At 67.0% G+C, this 15211-nt stretch carries 19 protein-coding genes; 8 read left to right on the forward strand and 11 right to left on the reverse strand.

Features of this window, described 5'->3' with window-relative positions:
- Positions 1–553 precede the first annotated feature (553 nt).
- Positions 554–901, reverse strand: coding sequence for a histone-like nucleoid-structuring protein Lsr2 (locus tag AS029_RS07855; RefSeq protein WP_058232017.1), 348 nt, complete (start codon positions 899–901; stop codon positions 554–556).
- 309 nt (positions 902–1210) lie between these two features.
- Between AS029_RS07855 and AS029_RS07860 the strand changes: the two genes are divergently transcribed.
- From AS029_RS07860 to AS029_RS07885, 6 genes are read left to right on the forward strand one after another with little or no spacing between them, the layout of a single operon-like run.
- Complete coding sequence (locus AS029_RS07860; protein WP_058232018.1) at positions 1211–1687, forward strand: MmpS family transport accessory protein; 477 nt, start codon at positions 1211–1213, stop codon at positions 1685–1687.
- Positions 1684–2493 carry a DUF5819 family protein gene (locus AS029_RS07865; RefSeq protein WP_058232019.1) on the forward strand — a complete coding sequence of 270 codons (810 nt, stop codon included), beginning with the start codon at positions 1684–1686 and terminating at the stop codon, positions 2491–2493. Before AS029_RS07860 ends, AS029_RS07865 begins: the two co-directional genes overlap by 4 nt.
- A gap of 26 nt (positions 2494–2519) precedes the next feature.
- A complete protein-coding gene (locus tag AS029_RS07870; protein WP_167345244.1) occupies positions 2520–3611 on the forward strand; it encodes an HTTM domain-containing protein in 1092 nt (363 codons plus the stop codon).
- Positions 3512–5047, forward strand: coding sequence for a phytoene desaturase family protein (locus AS029_RS07875; protein WP_082642217.1), 1536 nt, complete (start codon positions 3512–3514; stop codon positions 5045–5047). The genes AS029_RS07870 and AS029_RS07875 overlap by 100 nt, the downstream gene beginning before the upstream one ends.
- Positions 5047–5292, forward strand: a complete 246-nt coding sequence (locus AS029_RS07880) for a hypothetical protein (protein WP_058232021.1) — start codon at positions 5047–5049, stop codon at positions 5290–5292. Before AS029_RS07875 ends, AS029_RS07880 begins: the two co-directional genes overlap by 1 nt.
- A 39-nt stretch (positions 5293–5331) precedes the next feature.
- Positions 5332–5994, forward strand: coding sequence for a response regulator transcription factor (locus AS029_RS07885; protein ID WP_058232022.1), 663 nt, complete (start codon positions 5332–5334; stop codon positions 5992–5994).
- Here the strand turns inward: AS029_RS07885 and AS029_RS18080 are convergent.
- Entirely contained in the window at positions 5916–6272 is a 357-nt protein-coding gene (locus AS029_RS18080) for a PASTA domain-containing protein (RefSeq protein WP_082642219.1), read from the reverse strand. The genes AS029_RS07885 and AS029_RS18080 overlap by 79 nt on opposite strands.
- Positions 6273–6833: 561 nt before the next feature.
- On the opposite strand from AS029_RS18080, the gene AS029_RS07890 reads away from it, so the two are divergent.
- Both AS029_RS07890 and AS029_RS07895 read left to right on the forward strand, forming a co-directional pair.
- A complete protein-coding gene (locus AS029_RS07890; RefSeq protein ID WP_058232023.1) occupies positions 6834–7910 on the forward strand; it encodes a hypothetical protein in 1077 nt (358 codons plus the stop codon).
- 68 nt (positions 7911–7978) lie between these two features.
- Positions 7979–9007, forward strand: a complete 1029-nt coding sequence (locus tag AS029_RS07895; protein ID WP_167345245.1) for a sensor histidine kinase — start codon at positions 7979–7981, stop codon at positions 9005–9007.
- Positions 9008–10150: 1143 nt separating this feature from the next.
- Here AS029_RS07895 and AS029_RS07900 read toward each other — a convergent pair.
- The 9 genes from AS029_RS07900 to AS029_RS07935 all read right to left on the reverse strand — a co-directional run bounded on the left by AS029_RS07900 (position 10151) and on the right by AS029_RS07935 (position 15157).
- On the reverse strand, positions 10151–10483 hold the full coding sequence (locus tag AS029_RS07900) for a hypothetical protein (RefSeq protein WP_058232025.1): 333 nt from the start codon (positions 10481–10483) through the stop codon (positions 10151–10153).
- Positions 10484–10498: 15 nt separating this feature from the next.
- Positions 10499–10849 (reverse strand): hypothetical protein, encoded by a 351-nt coding sequence (locus tag AS029_RS07905; protein ID WP_139168060.1) that lies wholly within the window; start codon positions 10847–10849, stop codon positions 10499–10501.
- Positions 10850–10912: 63 nt separating this feature from the next.
- On the reverse strand, positions 10913–11608 hold the full coding sequence (locus AS029_RS07910) for a hypothetical protein (RefSeq protein WP_058232027.1): 696 nt from the start codon (positions 11606–11608) through the stop codon (positions 10913–10915).
- 36 nt (positions 11609–11644) lie between these two features.
- A complete protein-coding gene (locus tag AS029_RS07915; protein WP_058232028.1) occupies positions 11645–11953 on the reverse strand; it encodes a hypothetical protein in 309 nt (102 codons plus the stop codon).
- Between the two features lie 21 nt (positions 11954–11974).
- Positions 11975–12115 (reverse strand): hypothetical protein, encoded by a 141-nt coding sequence (locus AS029_RS17800; protein ID WP_194293691.1) that lies wholly within the window; start codon positions 12113–12115, stop codon positions 11975–11977.
- A gap of 9 nt (positions 12116–12124) precedes the next feature.
- The gene (locus AS029_RS07920; protein ID WP_058232029.1) at positions 12125–12577 is read right to left on the reverse strand and encodes a hypothetical protein; all 453 of its coding nucleotides are present in this window, start codon (positions 12575–12577) and stop codon (positions 12125–12127) included.
- 21 nt (positions 12578–12598) lie between these two features.
- A complete protein-coding gene (locus AS029_RS07925; protein WP_139168061.1) occupies positions 12599–13702 on the reverse strand; it encodes a hypothetical protein in 1104 nt (367 codons plus the stop codon).
- 144 nt (positions 13703–13846) lie between these two features.
- The gene (locus tag AS029_RS07930) at positions 13847–14683 is read right to left on the reverse strand and encodes a hypothetical protein (RefSeq protein WP_058232031.1); all 837 of its coding nucleotides are present in this window, start codon (positions 14681–14683) and stop codon (positions 13847–13849) included.
- Positions 14684–14848: 165 nt separating this feature from the next.
- Complete coding sequence (locus AS029_RS07935; protein ID WP_058232032.1) at positions 14849–15157, reverse strand: hypothetical protein; 309 nt, start codon at positions 15155–15157, stop codon at positions 14849–14851.
- Positions 15158–15211 lie beyond the last annotated feature (54 nt).

The following is a 15211-nucleotide window of genomic DNA, read 5'->3' on the forward strand; positions in this document are numbered from 1 at the left end:
ACTTGAAGCCGCATTTGCGACGTTCGACGCGCCACAAAATGCGGCCTAAAGTGCGAGCGGCGATTCGCCTTCTGATCTGGATCTTCTCCCTCCCGGTGGAAGGAATCGCGAACTAGCCTGGAACGCGGCGAGATCAGGCGCCGCGGACGTCAGTGTTTTCAAGGGCTTCGGGATTCACAAACAGGTGCACAGATGAGAAAGGCCCCCGGGTTCGTCCCGGGGGCCTTTCTCATTTCTGCGGGAGCGGGAGGGCTTGAACCCGTGCGGGTTGGGCCCACGCCGCCCGAGGCTCCGCGAAGCGGCGTGTGAAGGGGCGGAGGGAAAGTCCGCCCTCGCGCACAGAACCGCTTGAGGCTCGGCGGGCTCCACGAACGTCGACGAGGCGAAGCCCGTGCGCTGCGCGCGGGAGGCTCACCGACGGCTCGCGTTCGCGATGGGGCGCGGACGGCCGCCCACGCATGACACGTGGGCGGCTCCGTCCGCGATCTCCTTCGACGAGGTCGCGAGTGGACGAACCGTCCAGACGATCCGGGGGAACCGCTGGTCGGATTGCTCAGGAACGCGTGCGTTGCGTGCCCTGCGACGCGTATGCGTCGAGGACGGCGTCGCTGATGCGACCGCGATCGGATACCTCGAGATTGTTCTCTCGTGCCCATTCCCGGATCGCGCGCCGCTTCATCGTGCGCTGCGAACGCGTCAGATGACGAGCCTGTTCGAAGCCCTCCGTTCGCGCTGCAGCGATGAACGGGGCCAGAGCTTCACGGAGCTTCTCGGCGTTCGTCCGCGTCAGATCGATGGAGTACTGGACCCCCTCGAGAGCGAACGACACCGGGGTGGAATCCAGATCGAGTTCGGATCCGTCCAAGTCATCGAGACGTCGAAAAACCTGCTCGAGTGCCATAGCACTCCCCTCCCAATTGTGCCCCCACACGACACCAATTATAGCGAATGTCCTCGTTCCTTCACGGGGACTTTCGGCGAATCCGAAGATGTGCATGAATCGACCACGGCGGATTCCCATCACCGTCGGTGCGTCCTCGGACCATCGGGATCCACCGTGGGACCCGCCCTCGACGGTGTCGCTTCGGCGTCCCGGCCCTTGTCACCCGATCAGGTGACAGGGGGCACGAGTGCCTCGGGTCCACGATATCGACGGGCTAACTTCCTCCAGGTTGATACGACGACCAGCTGTCGAGCCGGAGGAGATCCCGTGAAGAAACTGATGACCGTTCTGCTGCTCGGGGGCACGATCGCGATTGCCGTCAGCGGATGTACGGGCGAGCAGCCACCGACCGACGGTTCGTCTGCGATGTCGCCGGCCGCAGTCGCGCCCGGTGACAAACCGACGGGCACGGGCACGCTGGCTCCCGCGGAACCTCCCGCGGCCACGGGTGTCACGTACACGGTCGAAGCAGACACGCCCGACGCCATCTCCGTGTCGTACGCCGAGATCAAAGACGGTGACTATCAAGTGACGAGCAACAGCAACGTCGCCCTGCCGTTCCGTTTCACGGTCGAGGGCGTGACGCCGGCCGACTACGGCGACAACGGCCTGAGTCTCATCGCCCAGTCGGGCGGAAACGCCACGACGATCAAGTGCACGATCAGCTACGACGGAAAAGTGCTCACGGAAGAGACCGCCTCCGGGCCGTACGGTGTTGCCATCTGCAACACGACCGGGTCATGACCCAGTCGCGCATCGAGGACGCTCCGGTCGCGGGTGCTCGCCCTGCTCGGAGCGTTCTCCGTCGGATAGTTCTGGTCCTCGCGGCTCTTCTGGCGTCCTGGCACATCTTCGCGACTCTGCTGTGGGTGGCTCCGTTCTCCGTGCTCCGCGAAGCGATCCCGGGTGGCAATGACACGCTCACGAGTTGGATGATCCCGTTCTTCGGGCAGAGCTGGAGCGTGTTCGCACCAGCTCCCATCAACGGCAACTACGCGTTCCGCGTTCGTGCGCTCGTTCAGTCGAGCGACGGAAGCCTCACGACGACGAATTGGCTCGACGCCGCAGCCGTCGACCTGAGCATGTCGCAGCACAACCTGCTCCCACCGCGCGCGGCGAATCTGGGCGTGCAAGAGGCGTCTCGCTTCAAGGACGCGTGGGACACACTGAACGCCAGCGACAAGATCATCACGGGACTCGATTGGTACGCGGGGGAGGAGTGGCGTACCGAGCTCACGTCGAAGTTGCTGTCGTACGGCAATCAAGAAGCCGTCGTCTCCAGCTACATGGACCAGGAGCTCTACGCCACCGCATACGCGACCCAGGTGGCAGAAGCCGCGTGGGGTCAGACGGTCATTCGCGTGCAGTTCCAGGTGTCCCGTCAGAACATTCCGTCGTTTCAGAACCGGAACAACCCGAACGTGCCGCCGCAGCCGGTGCAGATCGCTGAGACGGGCTGGCGCCCGGGGGTCACGCTCCCGGGCCAGGATTCCGCTCGTTTCGCGGAGATATTCCAGCAGAACCTCGCGCGTATGGGAGTGAAGCCATGAGGGCTGTCATCGAGCTTTTCGCCTGGATGGGCACCGTGGTGGCGCGCATCTTCCGAGACGCCCGGGACGGTGCCGCTCGTCTCCTCCGTGGTGGCGTGACCTACAGCGTGAATTGGCTCTGCGATTCGCCGAAGGGATTGTACGGGCTCTCCGTCGCCCGATTCGGAATGGGCATCACGGCATTCCTCATGCTGGCGGCCAACTTCCACACGCGCTACTACACCTACGGGGGTGGAGTGGTGTGGAGCGGAGAGCGAATCGCGCCTGTGTCAGATTTCCCCAAGATCTGGTTGCTCTCGTCGTTCTATTCCGTCTCGCTGAATGATGGTGCCTTCACCGCGCTGTACATCGTTCTGATGGTGTTGTCCCTCGTTTTCGCGATCGGCTACCGCACGCGGCTGACCATGATCCTCTTCGGGATACTTTGGCTCAGCTTCATCAAGGTCACCGACTTCATAGGCGATCAGAGCGACAACATCTTCCGCATGTCTCTCATCTACATGCTCTTCATGGATATCTCCGCTCGCTGGTCAGTGGACGCGATCCGTCGTCGCCGAAGCCGGAACAGAGTGAATCCGTCCGTCTTCTCCCGGGTCATGTCGGGCGCACCCGTTGTCGAGCCGTGGTTGCGGAACGCGTTGCACAACCTCGCGCTCATCGTCCTCGCCGCGCAGATCTCGTTCATCTACGTGTCCGGCGCGTTGTACAAGGCGGGTGGGCAACCGTGGCAGGACGGAACGGCCATCTACGCCCCGATCCACGTCGAACGGTTCGGCACCTGGCCGGTGCTCAGCGACATCACGACGGCCTGGACGCCGGGCGTCGGCTTCTTGACATGGGGTGCGCTGCTCACGCAGCTCGCTTTCCCCTTCCTCTTGATCCACCCGTGGACACGGAAGGTGGGCATCATCGCGATCACCGGCACTCATCTGGGTATCGGACTGCTCATGGGTCTGCCCTTCTTCTCCTTGACGATGATCGCGCTCGACATGATCTTCGTGTCGACCAAGACGTGGCAATGGGCAGGCAGGTGGTCACGCCGGACATTCGCGATACCTGCCGAGTGGCGCCGGTCGAGAACGAGCGCGCGGGAGCCGCGCTCAGCTCTGCCGACATGACCACTGCTGCGGTGGTCGGCTCCGGTCCGAATGGGCTCGCCGCGGCGTTGACGTTGGCGGAAGCCGGCGTGGATGTGACCGTGTACGAGCGATCGTCACGGATCGGCGGGGGAGCGACGTCCTCCGAACTGACGTTGCCGGGTTTTCTTCACGACGACTGCTCGGCCATCCACCCACAGGCGCTCGTGTCTCCGTTCTTCCGGCACGTAGACATCTCGCACAGCGTCCGATTCGTACGGCCGCCGGTTTCGTACGCGCACCCTATCGACTCAACTCGAAGCGCTCTCGCCTTTCCGGACGTCACCGCCACCGCTGAGCGGCTCCCTTCTCGCGACCGGCGGAGATGGGCGAGTCTCTTCGGCTCACTGGCCGACCGAGCAGACGCGGTCACCGACCTCACGATGCACCCGCTTGTGAGACCGCAGTCGCTCAACAGCACTTCACTGCTCTTCGGCGCGGCTGCGCTGTGGAACAGCGGAGGCGTTGTCGGCGGGTTCAGGTCAGATGAGGCACGCGCGCTTCTGCTGGGATCGGCTGCGCACCTTGCGACGCGCTTGCCCTCCGTTCCCGCGATAGCGGGGGGCTTGGCTCTGACGCTGCAGAGTCAGACGGTGGGTTGGCCCGTCCCCGTGGGTGGATCGCAGAGCATTGTGAACGCCTTGGTGGACAGGCTCGTCGCCCGGGGTGTGTCCTTCGTCACGGACTGTGATGTTCGCGACGTGCGAGACCTATCGCCGGCCTCCTTGCGCTTTCTGGACGTGAGCCCGGGCGCCCTCCTGCGCTTGGTACCCGGACTCCCCACGTCTTATCGGCGCCTTCTTCGACGCTTCCGCCACGGCGTGGGCATCCTCAAGGTCGACTATGCGCTCGATGGACCTGTGCCGTGGAGCGATCCGGCGGTCAGAGAAGCCGGCACGATCCACCTGGGCGGTACGCCGAACGAGATGATCCTCGCGGAGCGTTCCGCGCGTGCGGGCCGGATGCCCGACCGCCCCTTCGTGATCGCCGCCCAGCCATCCCTCTTCGACTCCTCCCGCGCGCCGGTCGGCAAACATACGTTCTGGGCCTACGCCCACGTGCCCGCTGGAGCACACCACATGAGCGACGCCGATCTCATCGATGATCAGATCGAGCGCTTCGCACCGGGCTTCAAGGATCTGATCTTGCAGCGCAGCGTTCGCACCCCACACCAGATGCAACAGCACAATCCGAACTACGTTGGTGGGGACTTCACGGGCGGTACTCCGAACGTGCGGCAGCTCCTTCGGAGACCCGTCCTCCGGGCCCCCTGGCGGACACCCCATCGGGGCACGTACATCTGTTCGTCGTCGGCCTCACCGGGCCCCGGCGTGCACGGGATGGCCGGCTACCTCGCGGCGAGGCAGGCGCTGCACGACCTCGGTTGGAGCCCGACCAGCGAGATTGGGGAACAGTAATGCAGATCGAGACCATCTATGCCGTGTCCGACCCTCACAGCAGCCCGGGCGACGCCCTCGCCCAATTGAAGGCTCGCCTCGACGCGACTGTCGCGGAGTCCATTCTCAACATTCAGCGCACATCTGGTGGCGACGCGATGTGGAACATCGATCCGGGTGGGCACTCGCTTGTTCGCGTCGCCGGCGACGGAGCGTCGGGCGAGCACTTCCTCGCTAGCGCCATTCTGCTCGTCACCTACCCCTGAGTTCGGAGATACGTGTCAGACCAACCTGCGTCATCCGACGTGGCGCGGGTCGCCATCGTCGACGATGACGTCCTCGTGCGCTACGCGTTGCGGTACCTCATCCAGCCCGAGCCCGACATCTTCGTCGTCGCGGAGAGTTCTGACGGCGCCGGAATCATGACCATCATCGACGAGAGCGCGTGCAACGTGCTGCTCGTCGACGTGAACATGAGACCTCTGAACGGAGTGGCGGTCGCTGCGAACGTCAGGCGGCGGTATCCGGAGATCCGAATCGTGATGATGTCCAGCTTCTACAACGATGATTTCGCGAAGCACGCGTTGAACGCCGGTGCAGATGCGTTCTTCACGAAGACGGATGCCGCGGCCGAGATATTCCGCGCGATACGGGGTCGGAGCGAGGCACTTTCTGGCACCGCCCGAACCCTTTCAGCGCGGGAGTTCGCCATCGCAGAGCTGGCGTCGCGCGGTCTGACCAATGACCAGATTGCCCGGCATATGCATCTGTCGACGAACACGGTCAAGACGTATCTCTCGCGCATCTTCAAGAAGGTCGGAGCCCGTAACAGGGTCGACCTGACGAACCACGTTCGCGCGCTGACGGATCCCAGCGCTCCGCGTTCGGGTCAGGGTGTCGGCGTCGGGCTCGATGCCGGCGAAGGATCCGGTGTTGACGTGGGAGCTGACGAGACCGAGTCCGACTGAGACAACGTGATGGTCGTGCCGGGGGGGACCTGTTCGTTGGGCAGGGGAGTTTGGCTCACCACATTGCCGGAACTGAAGTCGGCGGCCGTCTGAAGGTCGAGGTTCTGGATGAGCGCTGCGGCTGTCGCAACGTCGAGTCCGACGAAGTTCGGCACCGGGATCAACGAGGGGGGCCCCGTGACCGTTGACACCGGAGCATAAGGGGCGCACCCCGCAAGAAGGGCAGTCAGAACGACACCGGCTGCACTGGTCGCTACGAAACGCTTTGCGCGGAGCATTAATTCACTTTCGTCGGCTTCATCGAGAATGCGTACAACTTTCTCACCGTGAGGTCACCGCCGGCAGCGCGAGAGTGGCGGTGTATACCTTCGGATGACAGGTGAATTCCGCTAACGATCACCATAGGGCGGCGTGTCGGCGTCCGTCGGGGAGATCGAGAACGCCGAGCGATGTCGAGGGCGCCCTCCATACGACACCTCGCGTGCAGCGATCTCGCCTGTGACATACCGCGGTGCACCGGGGCGATCCACCGTCGCTCGAGCCTCGTGGCGCGGGTGATTGCTGCGGAGACTTCGGGTGATTGGCCCTACCGGACTGCGCATCCTGCCGATTTCCGCGTCTATGGTTCACGTGTGGGGAAGATCCCTCGCCGCCGGCTCATCGAAGCTCGGGCGGCGAGCCGACAGGCATCTCACCCTTATCGCCACGGCGAGTAATTCCGATTGCTCGCCGGTGCAAGAACCGCCGAGGGCTCGAGAAAGCGCGGGTCGATATCCCATGTACCGGTCTCACGATTCCCCTGACTCCCAGCTCCTGTTCGTGATAAGGCCGTCGAGCTGATGATGATCGCCATATCGGTCGTTGCGTCCGGCCCATTCTTCGCGGACGCTACGTCGCTGCCCACGGTTTTGAGCAGCTGGGCTGCGCTTGTACTCGCTTTTCTCGCGACGGTCGTCGCTGTCGCTTTCGTCGGGATGATGGTGGGGGGTCGCCGCCCTCACTGGTCCAGGAGTGCCATCTGGCTCTTTCTCGGAGTGATGCTCGTCGTTGCCACGTTCTCCAACGCACTCCAGCCGCTGGCCGACGGCAATCTCGCGATAACCCTGGTGGCCAACTGCGCGACCGTGGCGTCGCAGATTCTTCTGATCGTGGCCATCGCGGAGGAGCGCGGTCTGCGTCTTACGACTACCCATCTGTCGATCCTCTCGATGGCGCTCGTCATCGCGGTTCTCTCCGCGTGCCCCGTTGTGCAGTCGTTCGATACCGACGGAACACTCACGAAGAGCGTGGCTCAGTTGCTACTCGGGGCTTCCGGGGCTTCTCTCTGCTTGTCCGCCCCCGCGGCGAACTCCCGTGCCATCCGTGTGCTCGGATACGTTCAGGCGGCTCTCGCGGCGTATCTCTTCGCGCGGGTGATCACAGCACTCTGTTGGTCGGTTCAGGCAGAGATGTACAACCTCTTGTTCGGGACGACCGCAGCAACGCTCTTCGAACTCGGGCTCATTCTGGTCGGAGTGTTCTCCGTCATCAACATTCTTGAAACGGATTCCGCTCCGGTTCCGTTGGTCTTCCGTCGGCAGTCCTACTTCGAGGTCGCGGTCACCAAGATCGTCGACGGTTCCGCACGGCCGCCGATCGTCATTCATGTCGTCGATCTGACCGATGGGCAAGGGCATACCGAGCGCTTGCTCGAGGTCGCTCGTTCGATCACAGCGAGCACGAGGGGCCTCGACGTCGCCCTCATCCGCGACCCCCGTCACCTGATCGTGGTGAGTACCGGAAGGCATCGCGCCGCCTCCCGGGTGCTCGCCCGCCTCAGGACCACGATGAGAATGTCGTTCACTATCGGCATCCTCGACAGCGAATCGCTTTCCAGCCGCGGGGAACAGGAGCTCGACCTGATCAAGGCGCCATGAATGGCATAGCGGCACGCGCACTCGCACCCACGGCGAGCCTGCTTACGTCGGCGCTCATTCTGCTCCTCATGTGGTCCAACAGTGAGCACATCGACGCCAACGCCCTGGTGTTTCAGGTCATCGCGGGGATCATCACGAGCTTTCTCCTGCTTCTCCGGTCGCACGGTCGGTGGCTCGGCATCCTCGCGATAGCTCTGTTGTTCACGCTCACGCCCACGGCGTGGCCGGCTTACTGGGCAGTCGTCTACGGTGAGGCGCGCGCGGATCGGCAGCGACTCGCGGGCGCTCTCGTGCTCCTCGCCCTCGGTGGCTCCGTCTTCTGCGCATTCGAGGTCGTCGCGCCGGTTCTTCCCCTCACGTTCACGCCGTGGGTGGTGTCGCTGAGCATTCTGGGCGGCATGACCAGTGTGGGCGCCGCCCTCGCGGGTCGAAGTAACGGGATCGCGGCCCGGCGTGAACTGCTGTCCGAGGCGCAGGCAGCCCTCGCCGATGAGTCTGCCGAGCGCGCTCGCGACGCTGCACGAAGCGGCGAGCAGCAGAGACTGTCTCGAGAGCTGCACGATCTTCTGGGTCACCGTCTGGCCGCCCTCAACCTGCTCGTCAAAGCTCAGGTCCGCACGGATCGACCTGACGAGCTGCTGTGGCTCATGCAGTCGCAGATCTCGCAGGCCCGCGCAGAACTGGAGGAGCTCGTCGATCTGCGCGGAACCCCCACTTCCAAAGAGGCACCCACCCTCAACGAACTGCTCGAGTCCTTCCGGATGCTCGACATCGACGTGCGATCCGAGGTGGACGCACTGTACGAGAGCCTCCCTGGGGCTCACCGCCTTTTGGTCGATCGCTTCGTGCGAGAGTCGATCACGAACGCCGTGAAGTACGCAGCCCCCGGTCCCATCTGGGTCTCGGTCCGCATCACGGAGTCCGCTCTCGACGTGCAGTGCACATCGCTGATGGGGGAGGCCCCTGTCAGCAACGAGCGGTCCGAGCACGCAGCCGGACTGACGGGGCTGAACGATCGCGCGTCGCTGCTCGGTGGACACGTGAGCTGGTCCCGCAGCGAACACGGCTTCACCACTCATCTTCACGTACCCGTGTGATCGTCCTGAGTACCGCTTCGACGCGGCGGGCCTGCAGCGGGTAGGACGGAGGGCGCGCCCACCCGGGCCGCCCCGCCTCAGAAGGTTTCGCGGCGTCCAGTGCCGGGCGCCGCGGCGCTGAGAAGAAGGGACGCGGTGCCGGCACCCACCACCATCCGCATCGCGATCCTCGAGGGCGGCCTCTCGACGACCCGCTGTCACCCGATCGGATGCAGTGCAGCCCCCCAGAAGAGCGGCCCAGCCAAGCCCTTCTAGGTTCATTCGAGATGTTCAGGTGGCGGCTAGCCCCCGTTCGATATGAAGCCCGACCAGAAGGACTCCTCCGATGCACCATGACTCCCGCGGACACCGCATCTTCGCCAAGGCGGTGACTTCGCTCGCGCGCTCCTTCAGGATGGAGGGGCACCCCTCTCCGCGCAGCGGCGTGAGCCCCGCGACGCGCGCCGAGGTCAGCCCGGAGCCCTCGCGTGAGGAACGCCCTGTCGCCGGCGGGCGTCACGGCGGGGTCCTGGGCGGACGGTCGCGAGCGACGCGCGTGGCAGCCCTTATCGTCGCCATCACCACAGTGCTCTGCGCGATCCTGCCTGCGACTGCCGCCAGCGCGTGGACCTTTGACATCAACAACAAAAACCTCATCGTCAACCCCACCTCGACCACAACGGTGCCCGGCGGTTATGTCGCCGTGACCTTCACATACCAGAACCTGTCGGGGATCTTCGATCGGCAGGGGCATGGTGAATTCCCGCGTGATTCGGGATTCGTCGGCTCAGCGCCCAGCGGTGCACGCATCATCGCGGCTTACACGAACACCATTAAGGGGAATGTGCATTGCGTCATCACGGGCGGCGGCTCGGGGTTCCAGTGCTACGCCACGACTGAGGGGGTTGAGCCCTACACGGAGGACCCCAATAAATACGGCTTCCAGTGGGGCCCTGGGATAACCGCGACGGTCATCTACCAGGCCAGCCCTTCGCTCACGGCAGGGCAGAAGATCATGGGTGGTCAGGTCGTCGTCGCCAACGGGCCGTCGAGCTGCACCGGCAACCAATGTGGACCGTCAACCGGCCTTTTCCCGGACACCACCATCCTGCCTGTGGGTTCAGGCACTGCGTCCGCAACGGCAGCTGCCAACGGTCAGGCGCCTTATGGAACGGCCGGTAGCGCCGCGATCGCTGCGGCCAACGGTGACGCTTCGACGACGGCGGCGGCCGCCGCGAACGGCAACGGCGCATCGGCGGCCCAGGCGGCAGGGCAGGACAACTCGGCCACCAACGGTACCGCCGCCGCAGCCGCCGCATCGAACGTGTCCTCGAACAACAGGGCCATGGCCGCGGCGTCGTCCACGGCGAACGCGGGCTCGAACGTCAACGCCAATGCGGCCGCGTCCGCCGCGGCAGACGCCAAGGGCAACGCGGCATCGGTCGCCGCCGGAAACACGAATGCGACGACGACGGCTTCGGCGGCGGCGACTGCCAACGCGGCGTCGGCAGCTCAGTCCGCAGCGACCGCGTCTGGATCCACGCAGGCGTCGACCGACGTCTCGACGAACTCGACCGCGTCTTCTTCGTCGGCCTCGCAGTCCGCCGCGATGGCCAATGCGTCCTCCAACACCAACGCAGGAGCGTCCGCCAGCGGAAACGCCAACTCCTCGGCGGCAGCGCAGTCCGCCGCGACGGCCTCGGCGTCGTCGAACGCCGCCACGACCGCGCAGGCGCAGGCGAACGCGTCGGCATCGGCGGCGGCGTCCGCTCGCGCGACCACCAACACGCAGGCCGCAGCCCAGGCCGCTGCCGTAGCGGCGGCGTACGGCAACGCCACCACGACCGCGTCGGCAGCCGCCAACGCGGACGCGACGGCCGCGGCACAGTCCGCGGGGTCGTCGAACTCGGCGACGAACGGCGCGACTCAAGCGTCTGCGAACGTCGGCGGTGGCGCGAGTGCCGCCGCTACGGCCGCAACGCAGGCCGCCGGCATGAACGACGCGACATCCACGGCGAGTGGCGCGGCGTCGATCGCAGCGAACGCGAATGCGTCCGCATCCGCATCGTCGGCCTCGCAAGGCGCGGCGCGGGCCAATGCCAACCCCAGCACGGCCGGTTCCACGACAGCGTCGGCAACGGCGTCCACGGAAGCGAACGCCTCCGCATCAGCGGCCGCGTCCGCCCGGGCGACCGCGACCACGCAGGCGGCTTCGCAGGCCGCTGCGGTGGCGGCTGCATACAGCAACGCGACGACGACCGCGTCGGCGGCGGCGAACAACGACGCCACGGCCGCTGCACAGTCCGCGGGATCGTCGACCGCAGCGACGAACGGAGCCACGCAGGCGTCGGCGAATGTCGGTGCGAACACCACCGCCTCGTCGACCTCGGCGGCGCAGGCTGCCGCGCAGAACGACGCCACATCGTCGTCGACCGCGTCGTCGACGGCGGCTGCGAATGCCAACGCGTCCGCTGCCGGATCGTCTTCTGCGCAGGGCGCAGCGAAGGCGAGCGCCAACCCGAGCGCGGCAGCGACCGCGTCGACGGGGGCTTCCGCGACGGCGTCGGCTGAGGCGAATGCATCGGCCTCGGCGGCGGCGTCCGCTCGAGCGACGACGAACACGCAGGCTGCCGCGCAGGCCGCTGCGGTGGCGGCCGCTTACAGCGACGCGACGACGACCGCCTCTGCGGCCGCGAACGTCGATGCCACGGCAGCGTCGCAGTCCGCGGGTTCTTCGACCGCAGCCGTGAACGGAGCCACGCAGGCTTCCGCGAACGTCGGCGCGAACACGACAGCCTCGGCGACGTCTGCTTCGCAGTCTGCCGCGCAGAACGACGCGACGAGTGCGTCCACGGCAACGGGTACCTCGGCCGCGAACGCGAACGCATCCGTGTCGTCGTCGGGCGCCGCGCAGGGTGCGGCGAAGGCGAGTGCGAACCCGAGTGCTGCGTCGACGGGCTCGACCACGGCGTCGGCGACCGCGTCGGCTCAAGCCAACGCGTCGGCATCGGCGGCCGCATCGGCGAGATCCACGACCAACACGCAGGCATCCGCGCAGGCGGCCGCAGTTGCCGCGGCATACAGCAACGCGACCACGACCGCATCGGCTGCCGCCAACACGGACGCCAACTCGGCTGCTCAGTCGGCGGGCTCGTCGACTACGGCGACGAACGGTGCCACCCAGGCGTCGGCGAATGTCGGCGCGAACCTCACGGCATCGGCGACATCCGCCTCGCAGGCCGCCGCGCAGAACGACGCGACGTCCGCGGGCACCGCAGCGGCGACGGCGACGGCGAACGCCAACGCGTCGTACGCCGGATCGTCCTCCGCCCAGGGTGCGGCGAAGGCGAACGCGAACCCCGATGCTGCGGCGACGGGATCCAGCGCCGCATCGGTCGTGGCGTCGGCACAGACGGATGCGTCGGCGTCGGCAGCGGCTGACTCTCGCGCGAACGCTGCAGCTGTCGGAGCCGCATACAGCAACGCGACCACCACCGCATCTGCGGCGGCGACGCCCAACGCCCAGTCGGCCGCGCAGTCGGCCGGCTCGTCGACCGCGGCCGTGAACGGTGCCACCCAGGCCTCGGCCAACGTGTCCTCCAACCCGAGCGCTCAGTCGTCTTCGGCGGCGCAAGGCGCGGCGTTCAACGACGCGTCGTCGAACGCGAACACGGTCGCCTCGGCGTCGACGAACACGAACGCGTCGTCGGCCGCGCAGGCCGCGGCGACCACCACCTCGTCGGCTAATGCGTCGACCATCGCGCAGGTGCAAGCGAATGCGTCGGCATCCGCCGCCGCGTCTGCTCGGGCGACGAACAACACCCAGGCCGTTGCGCAGGCTGCGGCGGTTGCGGCGGCGTTCGCTGACGCGACGACGACGGCAACGGCTGCTGCGAACAACGACGCGACGGCTGCGGCGCAGTCGGCGGGTTCGTCCACCGCTGCGGTGAACGGGTCCACGCGGGCCTCCGCCAACGTGGGCGCGACGACCAGTGCGTCGGGAACCTCGTCTGCGCAGGCGGCCGCTGACAACGATGCGACGTCGAACGCGTCAACGGTCGGAACCGTGGCGGCGAACGCGAACGCGTCGCTGTCCGCTTCGGCGGCGTCGCAGGGGACCTCCCGCGCAAACTCGACGGTGAACGCTGACGGCAAGGGCTCCTCGATCGGGTCTTCGACGGCTGCAGCACAGGCGAGCGCTGCCGCGTCGGCGGCCGCAGACTCCCGGGCGAATGCTGCGGCGGTCGCTGCGGCATACAGCAATGCGACGACTGTGGCCAACGCCGCGGCGAACGCGGCAGCTGTCGCCAATGTCAACGCGAACGCCCAGAACGCGGCGCAGTCTGCCGCGCAGTCCGCAGGAAAGACCACGACGGCAACGGACGGGTCGACCAAGGCCGCGGCGGACGTGACGACGAATGCCAGTGCGCAGTCGTCTGTCGCCGCGCAGGGTGCGGCGCAGAACGACGCGTCGTCGACGTCCACCGGTGCAGCCAGTGCCGTGGCGAACACGAACGCGTCGGCAGCTGCCGAGGCCGCGGCGATCACGAACGCGTCTACGTACGCATCGACGAACGCGCAGATGCAGGCGAATGCGTCGGCTTCGGCATCGGCGTCGGCGCGAGCCACGTCTGAGTCGCAGGCCGCGGCGCAGGCTGCGGCGGTTGCTGCGGCGTACGCCGACGGCACGACGACCGCGACGGCGGCGGCGAACAACGACGCCACCGCTGCGGCACAGTCCGCGGGTTCCTCGACCGCGGCGGTGAACGGGTCCACCCAGGCCTCCGCGAACGTCGGCGCCACCGCCAGCGCATCCTCCGTCGCCGCAGCACAGGCTGCGGGCGCGAACGACGCGACAGCTCAGGGCTCCACCCAGGGCAGCGTCGCCGCGAACGGAATCGCCGCGACGTCCTCGCAGGCTTCCTCCCAGGTGTCGACGACGGCGAGCACGAACGCGGACGCGAAGGGCTCGACGAACTCGTCGGTGACCGCTGCTGCGATGGCGAATGCATCGGCGTCTGCTGCGGCTGATTCCCGCGCGAACGCTGCTGCTGTCGCGGCCGCGTACAGCAACGCCACCACGACCGCGTCCGCGGCCGCAAGGGCCAACGCGGAGTCGGCGGCAGAGGTGGCCGGTGTGTCGAACTCCGCGGTGAACGGCTCGACGAGGGCTTCGACGACGGCGACGTCGGCGACGGATGCGGCGTCGTCCGCGGCGGCGCAGGCCGCAGCCCAGGGCAACGCGACGAGCACCACGAACGCGGCGGCAACGTCGGCGGCGAACGCGAACAACTCCGCAGCCGCGCAGGCCGCGGCCATCGTGAACGTGTCCGCCAACGCCTCGGCGACCTCGCAGACCCAGGCGAACGCGTCTGCGTCAGCGGCGGCGTCGGCTCGGGCGACGTCGAATACCCAGGCTGCAGCGCAGGCTGCTGCCGTCGCCGCCGCGTACGGCAACGCGACCACCACCGCTACGGCGGCGGCGAACGTCGATGCCACCGCGGCATCGCAGTCCGCCGGTTCGTCGACCGCCGCCACCAACGGAGCCACCCAGGCTTCGGCGAACGTCGGCGCGAACACCACCGCGTCCGCTACCGCCGCAACCCAGGGTGCGGCGCAGAACGACGCGACCAGTGCGACCACTGCCGCGAGCACGACGGCGGCGAACGCGAACGCGTCCGCTTCCTCGTCCTCCACCGCACAGGGTGCTGCCAAGGCCAACGCCAGCCCCAGCACGGCCGGTTCCGCGTCGGCGTCGGCAACCTCGTCGGCTCAGGCCAACGCTTCTGCCTCGGCAGCGGCGTCGGCTCGGGCGACGTCGGACACGCAGGCTGCGGCACAGGCTGCCGCCGTGGCCGCCGCCTACAGCAACGCGACCACGACCGCCACGGCGGCTGCGAACACGGACGCCAGCTCGGCGGCCCAGTCCGCAGGATCGTCGACGGCCGCGACGAATGGAGCCACCCAGGCCTCGGCGAACGTCGGTGCGAACACCACCGCGTCTGCGACGTCTGCGGCGCAGGCTGCCGCGCAGAACGACGCCACGTCGGCGTCGACGGCCACGGCAACCGCGGCCGCGAACGCGAATGCGTCCGCTGCTGGGTCGTCTGCTGCACAGGGAGCGGCGAAGGCCAACGCCAACCCGAACGCCGCCTCGACGGGATCGAGCACGGCCTCCGGTGTCGCGTCTGCTCAGGCGAATGCGTCGGCGTCGGCTGCGGCTGA

This window comes from Microbacterium enclense (genome assembly GCF_001456955.1).
Taxonomy (GTDB): domain Bacteria; phylum Actinomycetota; class Actinomycetes; order Actinomycetales; family Microbacteriaceae; genus Microbacterium; species Microbacterium enclense.